The 17,793-nt window shown below is 71.1% G+C and carries 14 protein-coding genes; 10 read left to right on the forward strand and 4 right to left on the reverse strand.

Features of this window, described 5'->3' with window-relative positions; genetic code table 11:
- Positions 1 to 38 precede the first annotated feature (38 nt).
- The 8 genes from ACZ7LE_RS10655 (at position 39) to ACZ7LE_RS10690 (ending at position 7,132) form a co-directional block, all read left to right on the forward strand.
- Positions 39 to 1,286 (forward strand): argininosuccinate synthase, encoded by a 1,248-nt coding sequence (locus ACZ7LE_RS10655; RefSeq protein WP_470403230.1) that lies wholly within the window; start codon positions 39 to 41, stop codon positions 1,284 to 1,286.
- Positions 1,283 to 2,761, forward strand: coding sequence for an argininosuccinate lyase (gene argH / locus ACZ7LE_RS10660; protein WP_470403231.1), 1,479 nt, complete (start codon positions 1,283 to 1,285; stop codon positions 2,759 to 2,761). Before ACZ7LE_RS10655 ends, argH begins: the two co-directional genes overlap by 4 nt.
- A 124-nt stretch (positions 2,762 to 2,885) precedes the next feature.
- Complete coding sequence (locus ACZ7LE_RS10665) at positions 2,886 to 3,437, forward strand: uridine kinase family protein (RefSeq protein ID WP_470403232.1); 552 nt, start codon at positions 2,886 to 2,888, stop codon at positions 3,435 to 3,437.
- A 149-nt stretch (positions 3,438 to 3,586) separates the two neighbouring features.
- Positions 3,587 to 4,264: a hypothetical protein gene (locus tag ACZ7LE_RS10670; RefSeq protein ID WP_470403233.1), complete on the forward strand. Its 678-nt coding sequence runs from the start codon at positions 3,587 to 3,589 to the stop codon at positions 4,262 to 4,264.
- Complete coding sequence (locus ACZ7LE_RS10675; protein WP_470403234.1) at positions 4,261 to 4,593, forward strand: hypothetical protein; 333 nt, start codon at positions 4,261 to 4,263, stop codon at positions 4,591 to 4,593. The genes ACZ7LE_RS10670 and ACZ7LE_RS10675 overlap by 4 nt, the downstream gene beginning before the upstream one ends.
- 30 nt (positions 4,594 to 4,623) lie before the next feature.
- Complete coding sequence (locus ACZ7LE_RS10680) at positions 4,624 to 5,298, forward strand: DNA-3-methyladenine glycosylase (RefSeq protein ID WP_470403235.1); 675 nt, start codon at positions 4,624 to 4,626, stop codon at positions 5,296 to 5,298.
- Positions 5,299 to 5,360: 62 nt separating this feature from the next.
- Positions 5,361 to 5,723, forward strand: a complete 363-nt coding sequence (locus ACZ7LE_RS10685) for a PadR family transcriptional regulator (protein WP_470403236.1) — start codon at positions 5,361 to 5,363, stop codon at positions 5,721 to 5,723.
- A complete protein-coding gene (locus ACZ7LE_RS10690) occupies positions 5,723 to 7,132 on the forward strand; it encodes a permease prefix domain 1-containing protein (protein WP_470403237.1) in 1,410 nt (469 codons plus the stop codon). The genes ACZ7LE_RS10685 and ACZ7LE_RS10690 overlap by 1 nt, the downstream gene beginning before the upstream one ends.
- A gap of 915 nt (positions 7,133 to 8,047) precedes the next feature.
- On the opposite strand, the gene ACZ7LE_RS10695 is transcribed toward ACZ7LE_RS10690, so the two are convergent.
- The 3 genes from ACZ7LE_RS10695 to ACZ7LE_RS10705 form a co-directional block, all read right to left on the reverse strand.
- Positions 8,048 to 9,025 (reverse strand): ATP-grasp domain-containing protein, encoded by a 978-nt coding sequence (locus ACZ7LE_RS10695; RefSeq protein WP_470403238.1) that lies wholly within the window; start codon positions 9,023 to 9,025, stop codon positions 8,048 to 8,050.
- A 56-nt stretch (positions 9,026 to 9,081) separates the two neighbouring features.
- Positions 9,082 to 10,392: an MFS transporter gene (locus ACZ7LE_RS10700; RefSeq protein ID WP_470403239.1), complete on the reverse strand. Its 1,311-nt coding sequence runs from the start codon at positions 10,390 to 10,392 to the stop codon at positions 9,082 to 9,084.
- Positions 10,393 to 10,475: 83 nt separating this feature from the next.
- Entirely contained in the window at positions 10,476 to 11,798 is a 1,323-nt protein-coding gene (locus ACZ7LE_RS10705; protein WP_470403240.1) for an alpha-L-fucosidase, read from the reverse strand.
- A 137-nt stretch (positions 11,799 to 11,935) separates the two neighbouring features.
- On the opposite strand from ACZ7LE_RS10705, the gene ACZ7LE_RS10710 reads away from it, so the two are divergent.
- Positions 11,936 to 12,742 carry an SDR family NAD(P)-dependent oxidoreductase gene (locus ACZ7LE_RS10710; protein WP_470403241.1) on the forward strand — a complete coding sequence of 269 codons (807 nt, stop codon included), beginning with the start codon at positions 11,936 to 11,938 and terminating at the stop codon, positions 12,740 to 12,742.
- A gap of 36 nt (positions 12,743 to 12,778) precedes the next feature.
- Positions 12,779 to 13,630 carry a fumarylacetoacetate hydrolase family protein gene (locus ACZ7LE_RS10715; RefSeq protein WP_470403242.1) on the forward strand — a complete coding sequence of 284 codons (852 nt, stop codon included), beginning with the start codon at positions 12,779 to 12,781 and terminating at the stop codon, positions 13,628 to 13,630.
- An 80-nt stretch (positions 13,631 to 13,710) separates the two neighbouring features.
- Here ACZ7LE_RS10715 and ACZ7LE_RS10720 read toward each other — a convergent pair whose 3' ends face one another.
- A complete protein-coding gene (locus tag ACZ7LE_RS10720; RefSeq protein ID WP_470403243.1) occupies positions 13,711 to 17,658 on the reverse strand; it encodes an Ig-like domain-containing protein in 3,948 nt (1,315 codons plus the stop codon).
- Between the last annotated feature and the right edge of the window lie 135 nt (positions 17,659 to 17,793).

Raw genomic sequence — 17,793 nt, forward strand, 5'->3', positions numbered from 1 at the left:
TGCACCTGAACACCACCACCGGAAAGAGAACGTCAATCATGACTGAACGCGTCGTGCTCGCCTACTCGGGCGGCCTGGACACCTCCGTCGCCATCGGCTGGATCGCCGAGGCCACCGGGGCCGAGGTGGTCGCCGTGGCCGTCGACGTCGGCCAGGGCGGCGAGGACATGAACGTCATCCGCCAGCGCGCGCTGGACTGCGGCGCCGTCGAGGCGTACGTCGCCGACGCGCGCGACGAGTTCGCCGCCGAGTACTGCATGCCCGCGCTGCGGGCCAACGGCATGTACCTCGACCGCTACCCGCTGGTCTCCGCCATCTCGCGCCCCGTGATCGTCAAGCACATGGTGCGCGCCGCCCGCGAGTTCGGTGCCTCGACCGTGGCCCACGGCTGCACGGGCAAGGGCAACGACCAGGTCCGGTTCGAGGTGGCCACCACCTCGCTCGCGCCCGACCTCAAGTCGATCGCGCCGGTGCGTGACCTCGCGCTGACCCGCGAGAAGGCCATCGACTACGCCGAGAAGCACGACCTGCCGATCGCGACCACGAAGAAGAACCCGTTCTCGATCGACCAGAACGTGTGGGGCCGCGCCGTCGAGACGGGCTTCCTCGAGGACATCTGGAACGAGCCGACCAAGGACGTCTACTCCTACACGGACGACCCGACGTTCCCGCCGGTGGCCGACGAGGTCATCCTCACCTTCGAGCAGGGCATCCCCGTGGCGATCGACGGCGTGCCCGTCACCCCGCTGCAGGCCATCCAGGAGATGAACCGCCGCGCGGGCGCCCAGGGCGTCGGCCGCATCGACATCGTCGAGGACCGGCTCGTGGGCATCAAGTCCCGCGAGATCTACGAGGCCCCCGGGGCGATCGCGCTGATCGCGGCCCACCAGGAGCTGGAGAACGTCACGCTCGAGCGCGAGCAGGCCCGGTTCAAGCGCCAGGTCGAGCAGCGCTGGAGCGAGCTGGTCTACGACGGCATGTGGTTCTCGCCGCTGAAGAAGTCGCTGGACGTCTTCGTCGACGACACCCAGAAGTACGTCTCGGGCGACATCCGCATGGTGCTGCACGGCGGCCGGGCCACCGTGACCGGGCGCCGCTCGGAGCAGTCGCTGTACGACTTCAACCTCGCCACCTACGACGAGGGCGACGCGTTCGACCAGTCGCAGGCCCGCGGCTTCATCGAGATCTACGGCCTCACCGCCAAGCTCGCCGCCGCGCGCGACGAGAAGTTCGGCAACGGCGTGGACCTCGGCGCCACGGCGAACCTGACGGCGGGCGCGCGGTGAGCGAGCACGACGGCAAGGACGTCGGCCACGCGACCCCGCGGACCGTCGGGGAGCACACCGGCCCGAAGGTCGCCCTCTGGGGCGGCCGGTTCGCCGGTGGGCCGTCGCCGGAGCTGTCCGCCCTGTCGCAGTCGACGCACTTCGACTGGCGGCTCGCGCAGTACGACATCGCCGGGTCGCGGGCGCACGCCCGCGCCCTGGCGGCCGCCGGCCTGCTCACCGAGCCGGAGCTGGCCCGGATGATCGACGCCCTGGACGTGCTGGAGCAGGACGTCGTCTCGGGTGCCTTCCTGCCGGTGCTCGACGACGAGGACGTGCACACCGCGCTGGAGCGTGGCCTGCTGGAGCGCGCCGGGGACGAGCTGGGCGGCAAGCTGCGCGCCGGCCGGTCCCGCAACGACCAGATCGCCACGCTCGTGCGGCTGTACCTGCGCGACCAGGCCCGCACGATCGGCACGCAGGTGCTCGACCTCGTGGACGAGCTCATCGTCCAGGCGGCCGCCGCCGGGAACGCCCCCATGCCGGGGCGCACCCACCTGCAGCACGCCCAGCCCGTGCTGCTGGCGCACCACCTGCTGGCGCACGCGTGGCCGCTGCTGCGCGACGTGGACCGGTTCCTCGACTGGGACGTGCGCGCCTCGAAGTCGCCCTACGGCTCGGGTGCGCTCGCGGGCTCGTCGCTCGGTCTGGACCCGGCGGCCGTGGCCGCCGACCTGGGCCTGGAGGGCGGGCCCGTCGAGAACTCGATCGACGGCACGGCCTCGCGCGACGTGACGGCGGAGTTCGCCTTCGTCGCGGCGATGATCGGCGTGGACCTGTCGCGGATCTCGGAGGAGATCATCCTCTGGAACACCAAGGAGTTCGGCTTCGTCCGCCTGGACGACGCGTACTCCACGGGCTCCTCGATCATGCCGCAGAAGAAGAACCCGGACATCGCCGAGCTCGCGCGCGGCAAGGCCGGGCGCGTGATCGGCGACCTCACCGGCCTGCTCACCACGCTCAAGGGCCTCCCGCTCGCGTACAACCGCGACCTGCAGGAGGACAAGGAGCCGGTGTTCGACCAGGTGGCGACGCTCACGGCGGTGCTGCCCGCGTTCACGGGCATGGTGCGCACCATGGTCTTTGACACTGACCGCATGGCCGAGCTCGCGCCGCAGGGCTTCTCGCTCGCGACCGACATCGCCGAGTGGCTCGTCAAGCAGGGTGTGCCGTTCCGCGTGGCGCACGAGGTGGCCGGCTCCTGCGTGCAGGAGTGCGAGGCACGCGACATCGAGCTGTGGGACCTGTCCGACGAGGACCTGGCCAAGATCTCGGAGCACCTCACCCCCGAGGTGCGCTCCGTGCTGTCGGTCGAGGGCTCCCTCGCCTCGCGCGACAACGTGGGCGGCACCGCCCCGGCGCGGGTCGCGGAGCAGATCGAGGCCGCCAAGGAGCGCTCCACGGAGTTCCGCTTCTGGGCCCAGCCGGAGTCCTGACGCTGCACCTCCCCGACGTGTCAGACACACAGATCCCTCGGGTGACCTGTGTGTCTGACACGTCGGTCGGCGGGCACAATCGCTGGGTAGACCTATTGCTGGGTAGACCTATGAGGGGAGCGGGATGACCGTCACGCCAGGGGTGCTGGGTGAGGTGCTGGGGCGCATCCGGGTGGTCGACGCGCGACTGATCTGCGTCGACGGGCCCGCCGGGTCGGGCAAGACGACGCTGGCCGCGCAGCTCGCGGACGCGCTGGAGGCACCGGTGATCCACATGGACGACCTCTACGAGGGCTGGGCGGCCGGGCCCGACGGCGGCGCCGAGAACCTCCGCCGCTGGGTGCTGGACCCACTGGCCGCGGGGGAGCAGGTGCGCTACCGGCGCTACGACTGGGTCGAGGGCGACTGGGCCGAGTGGCACGACGTCCCGCCGTCGGCCCACCTGGTGGTGGAGGGCTGCGGCGCGGGCGCGCGCCAGGTGGACGCGCTGGGTGCGTTCCGCATCTGGGTCCAGGCGGACGACGCCGAGCGGCTGCGCCGCGGCCTTGCCCGCGACGGCGAGGACGCCCGCGAGCACTGGCGGCGCTGGATGGCCGACGAGGCGGAGCACTACGCGCGCGAGCGCACCCGCGAGCGGGCCGACCTGCACCTGGACGGGGTCGGCGCGCTGATCTGACCGCACGGGCACGGCGTGCCTGACCTGAGCGGGCTACGACTCAGTCGCATCACACTGGTGCTTGTCACCGTTCGATAGACCCTCTAACGTTTCGCATGGTGTCTCGTGCGGGGCGCCCGGGTGGAGGCGGCGGCGAGGAGTTGCGGACCATGGCGAGGACGCGTGCGACGTGGATGCCGGTCGGCACGGCGGTGTCGCTACTGCTGCTCGCAGGCTGCACCGAACCGGTCCCCGAGCTCCAGGTGGGTTCCCCTGCGCCGTCGGGCGAGCAGATCTCCGCCGCCCCGCCGTCGGGCGGCCAGCTGCTCGTCGCCGACTGGCCCGACGCGTGCCAGACGTTGAGCGACGCCGAGATCCGGGCGATGCTCCCGCAGGCGGCGGACATCGACCGCACACCGCAGCAGCTCACGATCATGAACTTCAACCCGCTCCAGGAGAGCGACCCGGGCGCCACGGGAGACATCGCCGCGGGCGGCTGCGAGTACCGGTTCACGCTGCCCTCGGAGCACTCGCCGGAGGGCAACAGCAGCATCGAGATCCTCCTCGCGTCCATCGCTGACCCTGCCCTGATCGAGCAGTCCTACCGGGAGGACCTGGCGGACGACGACTCCGGCGACCTGGAGGACCTCGGCGACTCGCTCGGCGCGGCCGGGTGCTTCGAGGACACGCTCTACGGCGGCCTGGACTGCTACCAGGGCGCCTACCGGTTCGAGGTGAACGGCACCTCGACCGCGGACGGCATGGGCGAGTACCCCGAGTCCGAGCAGAACTGGAGCGACCGGGTGCTCACGCAGGTCGTCGCCACTCTCGCAGCCCGGGCATCATGAGCGACGACGACGGCGGCGACTACGGCTACCCCTCGGGTGGAGGTGGGAGCAGCAGCTACGGCGGGGGCGGCGGAGGTGGTGACGACTACCGCCCGCCCAAGGATCCCCCGGGCGACGGCGGCGGGATCTGGGGCTTCGTGGTCGTCGGGTTTGTCGTCCTCGCCCTCTTCGCCGCGTGTCAGGAGGACCAGGCCGCCACGCCGTCGGTGGACCAGCCGGTGGTCGAGCAGGTCGACCCGGCCCCGATGGAGCAGTGGCAGGAGGAGATCGACCGGATGGAGCGCGACCTCGCGCCGCCGCCGCCGGTCCCGGCGCCCGAGGACTGGTAGAACCCGGGCCGCGGGGGAGAATCGGTGGTCGTGACAGCGACACGATCGGTCCCCGCCCGCCAGTTCTTCGACCGACCCGTGGTCGCGGTCGCGCGCGACCTGCTCGGCGCCACCCTGACCCGCCGCACGCCCCAGGGCGCCGTGACCCTGCGGCTCACCGAGGTCGAGGCCTACGACGGGACCAACGACCCCGGCTCCCATGCCTTCCGTGGTCCGAGCCGGCGCAACGAGACGATGTTCGGCGAGCCCGGGCGGCTGTACGTGTACCGGCACCTGGGCCTGCACTACTGCGCCAACGTGGTCTGCGGCCCGGACGGGACGGCGTCCGCGGTGCTCCTGCGCGCCGGCGAGGTGACCGGGCCGGTGCCCGACGGCGTCGCGCTGGCCACGGCCAGGCGCCTCGCCTCCGGCGTCGTGCGCGCCGAACGCGACCTCGCGCGCGGTCCCGCGCGCCTCACCGTGGCGCTCGGCCTCGACCTGTCCGACGACGGCGCCGACGTGACCGACCCGGAGGGCGCGGTGGTGCTGGAGGTCCCCGAGGCGCCGTCGGGCGCCGTGCTGTCCGGGCCGCGCGTGGGCGTGAGCGGCGACGGCGGCCGCGCCGACCTGTACCCGTGGCGCTTCTGGCTCGACGGCGAGCCGACGGTGTCGGTCTATCGCGCGGGGACCAAGCGGCCCGCGGCGCGACGTCCCGCACGAACCTAGTTCTCCTATGCCTAGTGCTGCTAGGGTAGGCATCCCTAGCAGCACTAGGCATAGGAGTGCAGGTGCACATCGACAAGGATCTGGTCGCGGCGTCCGCGACGCCGCTCGTCCTCGGCATCCTGTCCGACGGCGAGTCGTACGGCTACGCGATCCTCAAGCGCGTCAACGAGCTCTCCGGCGGCCGCATGGAATGGACCGACGGCATGCTCTACCCCCTGCTCCACCGGCTGGAGCGCCTGGAGTACGTCAAGGCGACGTGGGGCACGTCCGACGTCGGGCGGCGGCGGAAGCACTACGCGATCACCGCGTCCGGCAAGGAAGCGCTCGCGGAGCGCCGTCAGCAGTGGGCGGTCGTCTCCGACGCGCTCAAGCAGGTGTGGCAGGACGTCCAGCCCGGCCCCGTCGTCGCGGAGGGGTGGGCCTGATGAGCGACCAGAACGGGAACGACGCCGGTCCCGCCCAGCGGATCGAGCCCGCCGAGCACGTCGTGCTCGAGGAGCAGATCGACCTGTGGCGCGGCTACGTCCAGCGCCGTCGGGCGATCTCGGCCGCCGACGTCGACGAGATGGAGGACCACCTGCGCGGCCAGGTCAGCGACCTGACCGCGAGCGGGCTGGAGGACGAGGAGGCCTTCCTCGTCGCGGTCAAGCGCATGGGCAACCTCGACGAGGTGTCCCGCGAGTTCGCGCGCGAGCACTCCGACCGGCTCTGGAAGCAGCTCGTGCTGGTCCCCGAGGAACCGAGCGACGGCGGGCGCTGGCGTGAGCTGGCCGTGGTCCTGGCGCTCGCGGTCGGCGCGGGGATCGTGCTCAAGGTGCTGCTCGCCGCCACGACCGACAACGAGCTGGTGCTCGTACGCAACGCCGTCTTCGCCGTCCTGCCGTTCCTGGCCGGGTACTTCGTGTGGAAGCGGCACGTCCCGTGGCGGATCAGCGTCCTGCTGGTCGCGATCACGACGGCGCTCGCGCTCGTGGTCAACCTGTACCCGTTCGAGCCGGGGGAGTTCGACGGACCCGGCATGACCGAGTTCCTCGCGATCACCCACACGCCCGTGGTGCTCTGGCTCCTCCTGGGCGTCGTGTACGCCGGCGGGGCCTGGCGGTCGAGCGCGCGGCGCATGGACTTCGTTCGGTTCACCGGCGAGCTCATCATCTACCTCGCACTGATCCAGCTCGGCGGCGGGCTGCTCATCGGGCTCACCTTCGGCTCGCTCAGCCTGGTCGGGGTCGACTTCGAGCCGTTCCTCGGCGACTGGCTCCTCCCGTTCGCGATCCCGGGCGCACTGCTGGTCGGCGCCTGGCTCGTCGAGGCCAAGAAGAACGTCGTCGAGAACATCGCCCCCGTGCTCACGCGGGTCTTCACGCCGCTGACGATCGTCATGCTGGTCGCGATCTTCGTGGTGCTGCTCGTCAACGGGCCGCTCACCGACGTCGACCGTGACCTGCTCATCCTCATGGACGCGATCCTCGTGCTGGTCCTGTTCCTGCTGCTGTACTCGATCTCGGCCCGCGACCCGCTCGCGCCGCCCGGGATCTTCGACTGGCTGCAGCTCGTGCTGGTCGGCGCGGCGCTCGCGGTGGACGCCGTGGCGCTGACCGCGATGCTCACCCGGATCGCCGAGTTCGGCTTCACCGCCAACAAGGTCGCGGCACTCGGGCTCAACCTGGTGCTGCTGGTGCACCTCGCATGGGCGGCGTGGCTGGCGACCGGCTTCGTGCGCGGGCAGCGCACGTTCGGCGCGATCGAGCGCTGGCAGACGCAGTACCTGCCGGTCTATGCCGTCTGGGCCGCGATCGTCGTGGTGACGTTCGGCCCGATCTTCGGTTTCGCCTAGCCCGCTTCGTTGAGTGCTGGACTTTTGCGCTGTTCTGGTCCGGAACAGCGCAAAAGTCCAGCACTCAACGGGTACGAGGGCGGCTTGGTTTTGTGGGTGGGATTCCGAACACCCTTGCGTATATGCAACGGCGTCTGGGCGCGCGTGATGACGGATGCTCGGGGATGATCCTTCGGTGGATCAGGAACGAGGAGGCGAGGCGTTCGCGCTGCACGCATGGGTGGACGAGTCGATGCGCGCCGCGCGGGACGGGCGGGAGGGGCTGTATCTGCTGGCCGCGGTGATCGCGGATCCGGGAGCCTGTGAAGCAGTGCGAGAGACATTGCGGACGCTGTTGCTTCGTGGGGCCCGGCGGCTGCACTGGCGGGACGAGACCGGTGAGCGACGCCGGAAGATTGCAGCCGCACTCGGAGCGCTCGACGTGGCGCACGTCGCGGTGGTCGGCGCGCCGATCGATCATCGTCGCCAGGAACGCGCACGGGCCATCTGTATGGAGCGCCTGCTCTTCGAGCTTGATCAGCTTGGTGTGCGTGAGGTCCATCTGGAGAGCCGCCACAGCTCGCTGAACAGGCGCGACACATTCGGCTCGTCGACGTCCTCCGACTCCGCGGGTCGATCTCTGGCGCGATCGTGGTGGACTTTGCTCTGCCTCGGGACGAGCCGATGCTGTGGGCACCTGATGCTGTGGCCGGCGCCGTTAGCGGCGCCCGATTCGGCTACGACGTCGAGACTGCGGAGGAGCTGGGTGCGGTCGAGATCATCGACGTCAGGCTTGCGTAGACAGCGCGAAGGCCGGGCTCCCGTCGTCCGGCGGGGGGTCCCGGCCTCACTTCCTCTCCCCTGAGCCAGGGGCGGCAGAACAAGACTACGTTCGACCTCGGGATCGCGCCAACGTGATTCGGGCGACGGCGGCCGTCAGGCCGGGTAGGTCTCCCGCAGCACCCGCGCCAGGTGCCGGACGATCTCGCGCGGCCCCGACTTCGCCGTGCCCTGCTCGACGTCGCTGTTGTAATTCGTGTTGGTGTTCACGTCGTACGTCAGCACCCGGCCGTCCGCCGTCCGGATGTTCTCGATCCCGGCCACCTCGATGCCGTGCCGCTCGGTGAAAGCGAGGTACTTGGCCACCACGGGGTCGTCGTAGCCGGCTCGCTCGGAGAACAGCCCCCAGTCGTCGTCGGGCGCCATGGAGATGGTCGCGCCGACCGGCGGGATCGGGCGGCCCGTCTCCGGGTCGATGACGCACGCGTCGGCGGGGCAGAGCTGGAACCCGCCGCGCTCCGTGTCGCCGCGGACGGCGTAGACCATCTCGCCGCCCACGATCTCGACGCGCGTGATGCCGCCGTCGGCCGCCACGACGTACTCCTGGATCAGCGTGATGCCGTCCACGGGCTCCTCGTACTCGTCGGAACCGACGTAGTCGACCAGGTCCTCGAACGAGTCGAACTTGCGGACACCCAGCCCCTTGCCGCCCTGGTTGTGCTTGGTGACGAACGGCGTGGGGAAGCCCTGGGCGGCCTTGAGCACCTGGTCACGCCCGACGGCGGCCACGGTGCGCGGCGTGTCGATCCCCGCGGCGCGCAGGGCTGTGAGCTGGTCCACCTTGCTGACCTCGAGCTCCAGCACGCGCCGGCCGTTGACCGTGCGGCGTCCGTACGCCTCCAGCCAGGACAGCACCGCGCGCGAATAGTCCTTGGTCAGGCCGTGGTCACGCGTGTGGCTGCTCGCCGAGATGCGCGACCAGAAGATGCCCTCGGGCGGCGCCTCGTCCAGGTCCAGGACGCCGTCGGTCAGCACCCACTCGACGTAGTCCACGCCCTCGGCCGCGAAGGCCTCGGCGAACGGGGGGAACCACTCGGGGTTCTCGTGCAGGGCATAGATCTTCGGGGCGCTCACAGGAACCTTCCGCACACATGGCCGACGGCTGGGGACCCAGCAATACTGTCACGCCGTCAGCGCAGGTCGGCTGTGTCCTGCGGCACAGCAGGCGTGGGCTCCTCCGTCTCCTCCGACGCCGCGGCCGGTGCCTCCGGCGCCGCGTCGACCTGCGCGAGCGAACGTCGCGCCCCGGGGAACGCGAGGATCGCGCCCAGCACCGCCACCAGCAGCACACCGGCCAGGATCAGCAGCGCCTCCACGGAGAACTGGTCGGCCAGCGGGCCGAACACCACCATGGACAGCGGCATCGCGACGGTCATGACGATCCCGACGAAGCCGAAGACCCGGCCCTGCATCTCGGGTTCGACGCGCTCCTGGATGATCGTCAGCGCCGGGGTGTTGAGCGCCGCGAACATGATGCCGATGACCAGGCCGATGGTGAAGAACACCCACATGTTCGTGGACACGCCCAGCCCGGCGACCAGCACGCCGGTGGCGAGCACCGACCCGACCATCAGGCGCACCCGGCGCGTGATCCGGGGCCCGACCGACGCCATGATGATGCCGCCGAGCAGCATGCCGCCGCCCCAGAACAGCTCGTTGGCGGTCAGCTTCCACACCTCGTCGCCGAACGTGCGGGTGACCATGAGCGGCGTGAGGTAGCTCGGGGCGCCCACCAGGAACATCACCAGCGCGAATAGCGTGATGAGCCAGCGCACCGGGGCGTTCGCCCGGATGTACCGCACGCCGGCCGCGAGGTCGCCGAAGTAGCTGACCGGCTCGCCGGCGTCGGACCGCACCAGGCGCGGCACCGCGACCAGCGCGAGCATCCCGACACCGAGCAGGGCGGTCACCACGTCCACGAAGAAGACGGTGACGATGTCGAACGAGGCGTAGATGACGGCCGCCAGGGCGGGCGCGAGCAGCATCATGCCCGACTGGATCGACTGGAACAGGCCGTTGACGCGCATGAGCTGGTCGGTCGGCGTGATCTGCGGGATCATCGCGCTCACGGCCGGCGTCTGGATGCCGGCGAAGACCGAGCGCACGGCCAGCGCCGCGTAGATGACCCAGAGCGAGTCGACGCCGCTGACCATGAGCAGCGCGAGCCCGAGGGTCGCCAGGGCGATGACGGTGTCCGAGCCCATGATGAGGAACTTGCGGTGGTGCCGGTCCGCCCAGACGCCGCCGAAGATCGACACGAACGCCTGCGGCAGCATGCCGAACACGATGCTCAGCATGAGCACCGACCCGGACCGGGTCTCGATGGTCAGGTGCCACATCACCGCGTACATGACCACCATGGACCCGAACAGGGAGATGGTCTGGCCGGCGAGGAACAGCCCGACGTTGCGCTTCCAGCGGGACATGTCGACGTCGCTCATGGCTCAACCCTGCCTGACGAGGGGGTGGGCCGCCGATGCTTTTTCAGGTTCATGCCCTGTCCGACGACGGCGCGCCCCCGAACTCATCGCAGGAACAGCTCGACCACCGGCACGGCGACGTCGGGCCGCGCCGTGGGCAGGTGCAGCGTGAGGGTGCCGGGCGGCTGCCCGCCGGGCGTGGTGTTCCACGCCTTCTGGTCCGGGTCGGTGCGGGTGGTGCGCAGCTCGGAGCCGTCGTGCAGGAGCTGCGCGTACCGGATCCGGTCGGCCAGCCCGCGCAGGTGCACGTGCGCGAACGGCCACGTGAACAGGTGCAGGTACAGGCGGTCGGCGCGCTGCGTGAGCACGACGCCGGGCGGCAGGCCGGGCGCGAGGGCCTCGGCCAGCGCGGGATCCGCGGGGCCTGCCCCGTGGACCGACCGGCCGTGCAGCCGGGTCCACGCGCCGAGTGCGGCGAGCGTGGCGGCGTCGCGGGCCGGGATCGCGCCGCGCCCGTCGGGGCCGATGTTGAGCAGCAGGTTGCCACCCTTGGACACCGTGTCCACGAGCATGCGGACCAGCAGGTCCGGGTCCTTGAACCGGGTGTTGTCCCGGTCGTAGCCCCAGCTCCCGTTGAGCGTCTGGCAGGCCTCCCAGGTCAGCAGAGCGCCGTCGTCGTCCCGCATCGGCTGGTCCGGCTGGTACTGCTCCGGGGTGACCAGGTCGCCCGGGATGCCCAGGCGGTCGTTGACCACGGCCTGCGGCTGCAGCTCGCGGACCAGGGCGAGCAGCCCCTTCGCGTCCCAGTCCTCGGGGTACTTGCCGCGCCACCCGTCCCGGTCGTGCGCGTACGTGTAGTCGAAGAAGACGTAGTCGACGGCGCCGTACCGGGTGAGCAGCTCGCGCACCTGCGCGTGCAGGTACGCGCGGTACCGGGTCATGTCGCGGCCCTCGTTGAGGGCGTGGGCATCCGGGTCGTCCCGGCGCGGGTGCAGGTAGTCCACGGTGAAGTCGGGGTGGTGCCAGTCGATGAGCGAGTGGTACAGCCCCAGGCGCAGCCCCTCGGCGCGGACGGCCTCGGCGAGCTCCGCGACCAGGTCGCGCCCGCGCGTGCGCGCGACGGAGTAGTCGCTCACGGCGGAGTCCCACAGGGCGAAGCCGTCGTGGTGCTTCGTGGTCAGCACCACGTAGCGCATCCCGGCGTCCTTGGCGGCGCGGGCGATCGCGCGGGCGTCGAACAGGTCGGGGTCGAACACCTCGGCGTAGCGCCCGTACTGCTCGGCGGTCTGCCGCTCGTTGCTCAGCACCCACTCGTGCCGGGCGGCGGCCGAGTAGAGCCCGAAGTGCACGAACAGGCCGAACCTGGCCCCGGTGAACCAGGCCCGGTCCGGGTGCGACGGTGGGGCAGGGTGGACCGGCTGGGACATGGGCGGGCACTCCTCGTCGAGCGGATGGTTCCGGAGCGGGGGAGAGGTATGACGTATCGCTCCGAGCGGGTCGATCCTATCGGGTCCGATGGGTGATCTGCCCCTTCGGTTCCCGACGGATCGGTGCTATAGATTGGATGAATCGCCATCGAAGCCGCTTCTCAGGAGGAACACCCGTGACCACAGCCCTTGAGTTCGACGGCGTCCGCGCCATCGTCACGGGAGGGGCGTCCGGCATCGGCGCCGCCGTCGTGACCGCCCTGCTGCAGCGCGGCGCCCAGGTCGTCGCGATCGACCGCTCGCCGGACGGCGTGCCCGACGGCGCGTCCGGCGAGGTCGCCGACGTGACCGACGCCGCCGCCGTCCGCCGCGCGGTGGAGGCCGCCGCCCAGCGCCTGGGCGGCATCGACGTCGTCGTCAACAACGCCGGCATCGGCGCCCAGGGCACCGTCGCCGACAACGACGACGCCGAGTGGCTGCGCGTGCTCGACGTGAACGTGCTCGGCATCGTGCGCGTCACCCGCGCCGCCCTGCCGTACCTGCGCGCCTCGGAGCACGCTGCCGTGGTCAACACCGCGTCGATCGCCTCGTGGACCGGGCTGCCGCAGCGCGCCCTGTACTCCGCCAGCAAGGGCGCCGTGCAGGCGCTCACGCTCGCCATGGCCGCCGACCACGTCCGCGAGGGCATCCGCGTGACCTGCGTGAACCCCGGCACCGTCGACACGCCCTGGGTGGGCCGCCTGCTCGACGCCGCCGCCGACCCCGAGGCCGAGCGCGCCGCCCTGGAGGCGCGCCAGCCCACGGGCCGGCTGGTCAGCCCCGAGGCCGTCGCGCACGCCGTCTGCTACCTCGCCAGCCCGCTCGCCACGGCGACCACGGGCACGGCGCTCGCGGTCGACGGCGGCATGCACGAGCTGCGCGTCCGTCCGCCCGAGCAGTCCTGAGCTCAACCCCACACCCGATCCGAGAACGAGGACACGATGCACCTGCTCCGCCTGGGCCCCGTCGGCCAGGAGATCCCCGCCGTCACCTCCGACGGCGTCACCTACGACCTGCGCCCGCTGACCGCCGACGTCGACGGCGCCTTCCTTGCCGCCGACGGCGTGGCGCGTACCCGGGCCGCCCTGGCCGCGGGGGAGCTGCCCGTGCTCGACGGCGCGGACGCCCTGCGTCGCGGGGCGCCGATCGCGCGACCCACCGCCGTCGTCTGCATCGGGCAGAACTACGCCGCGCACGCGCGGGAGTCCGGCGCGGAGCCGCCGCGGCTGCCGATCATCTTCTTCAAGCACCCCAACACCGTCGCCGGGCCGGACGACGCCGTGCCCCTGCCACCCGGCGCCGAGAAGGTCGACTGGGAGGTGGAGCTCGCGGTCGTGATCGGCCGGCGCGCGAGCTACCTGCCGTCCGTCGAGGCGGCGCGCGAGCACGTCGCGGGATACACCGTGGTGGACGACGTCAGCGAGCGCGCGTGGCAGCTCGACGACTCCCTGGGCCAGTGGTCCAAGGGCAAGTGCGGTCCGGGGTTCCTGCCCACCGGCCCGGCCCTCGTGCCGGCCGACGAGGTGGACCCGGGCGCCCTGCGGCTGCGCTCCTTCGTCAACGGCGAGCCGCGACAGGACTCGTCGACGGCGGACATGATCTTCGACGTCGCCGCGATCGTGCACCACCTGTCGCAGTACATGGCGCTGGAGCCGGGCGACCTGATCTGCACGGGCACGCCCGAGGGCGTGGCCCTGTCGGGACGCTTCCCGTACCTGGCCGACGGCGACGAGGTCACCCTGGAGATCGAGAACCTGGGCCGCCAGACCCACACCTTCACCTCCCTCACCTGACACCGCTCGTTGAGTGCGGGCTATGTGTTGCGCAGCACGCGTTGGTGCAACACATAGCCCGCACTCAACGGACCGGGTGGTCAGTCGAGCGGGGAGATGCTCATCTCGCCCGCCGGGCCCTGGCGGTAGGCCGTGAAGTACCCGTCCGTCGCCAGCGTGTTGTTCGCCGTGTCGTCGAGGTAGCTCCACACCGGCTCGCCGTCCACGCGGAGCACCACGCGGATGCCGCCCTCGACGTCGACGGCGCCGAACGTGATCTCGTGCGTCGAGCCCGGCTCGATCACCGTGTTGGGGAACACGTCGATCATGAAGACGTCGGGCTTCCACCGCTGCATCTCGATGACGTCCTCCTTGATCACCACGAGGTACCCCGAGTTGCTGTTGGTCCACACCGGGTTGCCCGCGGTCTTCGAGCGCACCGAGAACCCGAACCAGCCGCCGTTGAAGTCGCCGAACGACGTGTCGAACCGCAGCAGCTCGTCGCCGAACGTCGCCGGCGTGAACCCGGACGCACTGCGCGGCGCGAGGTGGGCCGCCCCGTCCGAGACGGTCATCCCGCCGGACGGCGCCCACGCCGCCGCGTCGAGGATCTCGGCGCCCAGGTCGGTCACGGGATGGTGGGCCGCCTGCACGGTCACCGTGGACGACGCCGCCAGGCCGGGTACGGCCGTCGACGTCGCCGTGATGGTCGCGGTGCCGGCCGCGACGCCGCGGACCGTGCCGTCGTCCGCCACGGTGGCCACCGCCTCGTCGCTGGAGGCCCACTCCAGGCCGGTGCGGGTCGCGTCCGCCGGCGTGAACGTGGCGTCGAGCTCCCGGGTCTCCCCGGGTTCGACGGTCGCGGCCGCCGGTGCGAGTGTCACGCTCGTGGGGTCCACCCCCACCAGCGAGAACGTCACGTCGTCGATGTCCAGCGCCGTGAAGCCCTGGACGTAGAAGCCGACCTTGCCGGCCGCCGCGGGCGCCGGGTTGGCGCCCTCCACGACCACCTCGCCGTCGAGCAGCACCCGGACGCCGTCCGGCGTGACCACCACGCGCACGGCGTACTGCGTGCCCGGCGCCAGCCCCTCGCCCGCGGGCAGGGTCACCTGCTTCACGGTGCCCCACGCGGAGTCGAAGATCGTCCACGTGGACCCGGCCGCCGCGTGCCGGTACCGGACGTAGCCCCCCGGCGTCGCGCCCGTGCGGTCGTAGACGAGCAGCTGCCCGCCCTCGGGCACGTCGGCCGGCGTGGTGACCGTGAAGTCGAGCGCGTAGGCCGAGAACTGCCGGTCGAGCTGGGTGTTGGCGCCGCCCTTGATGCGCAGCACGTGGTCGCCCGTGCCGTCGTCGACGATCGCACGGTTGGCGTCGGTGGGCCAGCCGTTCGCGCCCGACTCGAAGTCGGTCCGGTGCAGCACGCCGTCGCCGGCGGCCACGGTGACCGTCATCTCGTCGCGGATGCCGGGGTCGGCCTTCGACTCGACCGTCACGACCAGCTCGCCCGGCCCGATGGCGGTGAGCACGCCGGTGGCGCTGACCGTCGCGACCTCCGGGTCGCTGGAGGCGTAGGCGACGGCCTGGTTCGTCGCGTTCCACGGCACGGCCTGCGCCGCCACGGAGAGCTCGTCGCCGAGCGTGATCGTGAGCTGGTCGCCGGGCAGCGCCAGGGACTCCAGCGCCACCTCGTCCGGGGACTGCGACTGACCCACGTGCCCGTCGGTGCCGATCTCGTCGAACGGGATGGCCTCGAAGCCGGGGATCTGGTCGAACACGGCGGCGTCGGCGGTGAACGAGTAGTCGCCGTTCGCGGCGTCGACGAAGCCGGGGTCGGCGTCCGTCACCCAGTTGTCCCCGTAGTTGAGCAGGTTCTTCGTGTCCAGGGCGCCCTCGGCGTTGACGTCCGGGTTGCGGGTGCGGTTCGGGTTCCAGATCACGTTCCGGTCGAACGAGCTGTGGTCCGGGAAGTAGTGGTTGTCCTCGAAGAAGTGCCCCAGCTCCGGGTACTTCGTCAGGTACGGCGTGCCGACGAAGTCGCCGTTGTCCGCGAAGACCTTCTCCCACTTCGGCAGGTACACCCGGTCGACGGTGTTGCCCTCGCCGTCGCCCATCCACTGCGTGTAGTTGTCGTAGGGCACGGTGGTGTCGACGAACACGTTGTTCACGGCGTCGATGTAGTCGGCCGAGCCGGACTTGATCGCGTCGTTGCCCATGTTCACGAACACGTTCTGCTCGATGTTCAGGTCCCACGTGAAGTTGTCCGCGTAGATGCCCTCGACGCCGTGCTTGGTCAGACCCACGTCGTGGAAGTAGTTCTGCCGGAACACGTGGCCGCGCTGCTGCGGCGTCTCGCCCGAGTTCATGTAGATCGCGCCGAGGTCCTGGAACGTCTTGCAGACGTCGTAGACCTCGTTCTGCTCGAACAGGTGGTCGTTGCCGTGCACGATGATGCCCGGGTGCGGGGCGTCGTTGATCTCGTTCCCGCGCGCCACGTTGCCCACGCCGTCGAACATCACGCCCGGGTTGTAGGCCTTGTGGTAGTAGGCGAAGTCGTGGATGTGGGAGTCCTCGACCCGGTTGTTGCCGGGCGCCAGGGTGGTCTTGTTCCCGCCCTGCAGCACCACGCCGACGCCGCCCACGTGGCGGATGTCGTTCGAGACGACGGCGTGGTCCGTGCCGCCGCGGTTCACCGGGATGCCGTCGTACGTGTACCGGCCGGGGGAGTTGATGAGCACCCCGCCGTCGGTGAAGTTCTGGACGTCGCTGTTCGAGATCGTCACGTGGCTGCCGCCGAGAATGACGGCGGCGTTCGCGCGCCCGTAGTCGAGCACCAGGTCGTCGAACGTCACGTACGACGTGCCGTCCGTGCGGATCATCGGCTCGTCGAGGGTGGTGACGACGGGCGCGCCCCGCTCCGCGAGGAACGACGCGTTGGGCACCAGGTACAGGACGCCGGTGCCGCGGTCGATGAAGTACTCGCCGGGGGCGTCGAGCTCCTCCAGCAGGTTCTGGGCGAAGTGGAAGTCGGGGTACCAGGTCTTCATCAGGCCGGACATCTCGCCGTAGCGCAGCGTGATGGTGCGCGCGTCGGTGTCGATCGACTCGACCTTGTTGTACGACCACTCCCAGCTCTGGCCGAAGATGCCGTCGAGCCAGATGTCGTCGGCCTCGCCCCAGTGCTGCGGCCGGTCGTAGGAGTAGCTGAACGTGCCGCCGCGGTCCTGCAGGTCGGCGTCGTCCTTGGTGGGGCCCACGTCGACGATCTTGTTCATCTGGACGGTGTCCTGCACCGCACCGGCGTTGGGCCAGCGGGCGAGCGTCATGTCCTCGCCGTCGACGTACAGCTCCATGGGCGGGGTGGTGCTGACGTCGTTGGCCTTCCAGTAGCCGTGTCGGCTGAGCTGTCCGTAGTCGTCGATGCCGAGCTCGCCCAGGTCGATCTGCAGGATGTCGTCGCGCGCCGACGTCTCGATGACGCGGTCGAGCACGGCCTGGTCGGTCACGGGGGAGAAGCCGTCGTAGGGCAGCTCCTTGCCGCCCGAGATCGTGGCGGTCTCGCCCGGGTAGGAGCGGTAGGTGACGGGCGCCGCGGCGGTACCCGAGTCCTCGGCGCCGAGGGTGAACGACGCCGAGCGCTCGTACGTGCCCTCCCGCAGGTAGACGGTCACGCCGTCGGCCGGGAGGTTGCCCGCCGCGCGGAGCGCGCGGATGGCGTCGCGCGCCGCCTCCAGCGTGGCCAGCGGGGCCGCCTCGGTGCCGGCGGCGCCGTCGTCGCCGTCCGGCGCGAGGTAGATCGTGCCGCGCGCGCCGGGGGCGTGCGGGCCCTTGCCGGGCTTGCCGGGCTTGGGCTTGCCCGGCCTGTCGTGGCCCTTCCCGGGGCCGGTGCCGGGCCTCTGGTCCGGCCCCCTGTCGGTGGTGGTCGTGGTGGCTGACGCGTGCTGGGCCCCGGTCTGCTGCGGGGCGGCCGTGGCGGCCGCGCTGGTGGCAGTCGCGCCGACGACGCACGTGGCGACGGCGGCGGCGAGCAGGGCTGACAGATGTCGCTTCATTGCGAGTGCTCCGACCTCTTCGGTGATGGTCATGGACTGCGGGTCGTCCTCGACCCGCGGCTGGCAGCGGGAGCGATGCTACATTAATCGATAATCGCTGACAACGAACGGGAGGCGTCCCGGCGTCGCCGCGCC

This window comes from Promicromonospora sp. NPDC110617, assembly GCF_055598465.1.

Bases quoted from the DNA above. Each gene is read 5' to 3' on its own strand.
- ACZ7LE_RS10655 (WP_470403230.1), top strand. From the start codon at position 39: ATGACTGAACGCGTCGTGCTCGCCTACTCGGGCGGCCTGGACACCTCC.
- ACZ7LE_RS10665 (WP_470403232.1), top strand. From the start codon at position 2,886: ATGACCGTCACGCCAGGGGTGCTGGGTGAGGTGCTGGGGCGCATCCGG.
- ACZ7LE_RS10670 (WP_470403233.1), top strand. From the start codon at position 3,587: ATGGCGAGGACGCGTGCGACGTGGATGCCGGTCGGCACGGCGGTGTCG.
- ACZ7LE_RS10675 (WP_470403234.1), top strand. From the start codon at position 4,261: ATGAGCGACGACGACGGCGGCGACTACGGCTACCCCTCGGGTGGAGGT.
- ACZ7LE_RS10690 (WP_470403237.1), top strand. From the start codon at position 5,723: ATGAGCGACCAGAACGGGAACGACGCCGGTCCCGCCCAGCGGATCGAG.
- ACZ7LE_RS10700 (WP_470403239.1), bottom strand. From the start codon at position 10,392: ATGAGCGACGTCGACATGTCCCGCTGGAAGCGCAACGTCGGGCTGTTC.
- ACZ7LE_RS10705 (WP_470403240.1), bottom strand. From the start codon at position 11,798: ATGTCCCAGCCGGTCCACCCTGCCCCACCGTCGCACCCGGACCGGGCC.
- ACZ7LE_RS10710 (WP_470403241.1), top strand. From the start codon at position 11,936: ATGAATCGCCATCGAAGCCGCTTCTCAGGAGGAACACCCGTGACCACA.
- ACZ7LE_RS10715 (WP_470403242.1), top strand. From the start codon at position 12,779: ATGCACCTGCTCCGCCTGGGCCCCGTCGGCCAGGAGATCCCCGCCGTC.
- ACZ7LE_RS10720 (WP_470403243.1), bottom strand. From the start codon at position 17,658: ATGAAGCGACATCTGTCAGCCCTGCTCGCCGCCGCCGTCGCCACGTGC.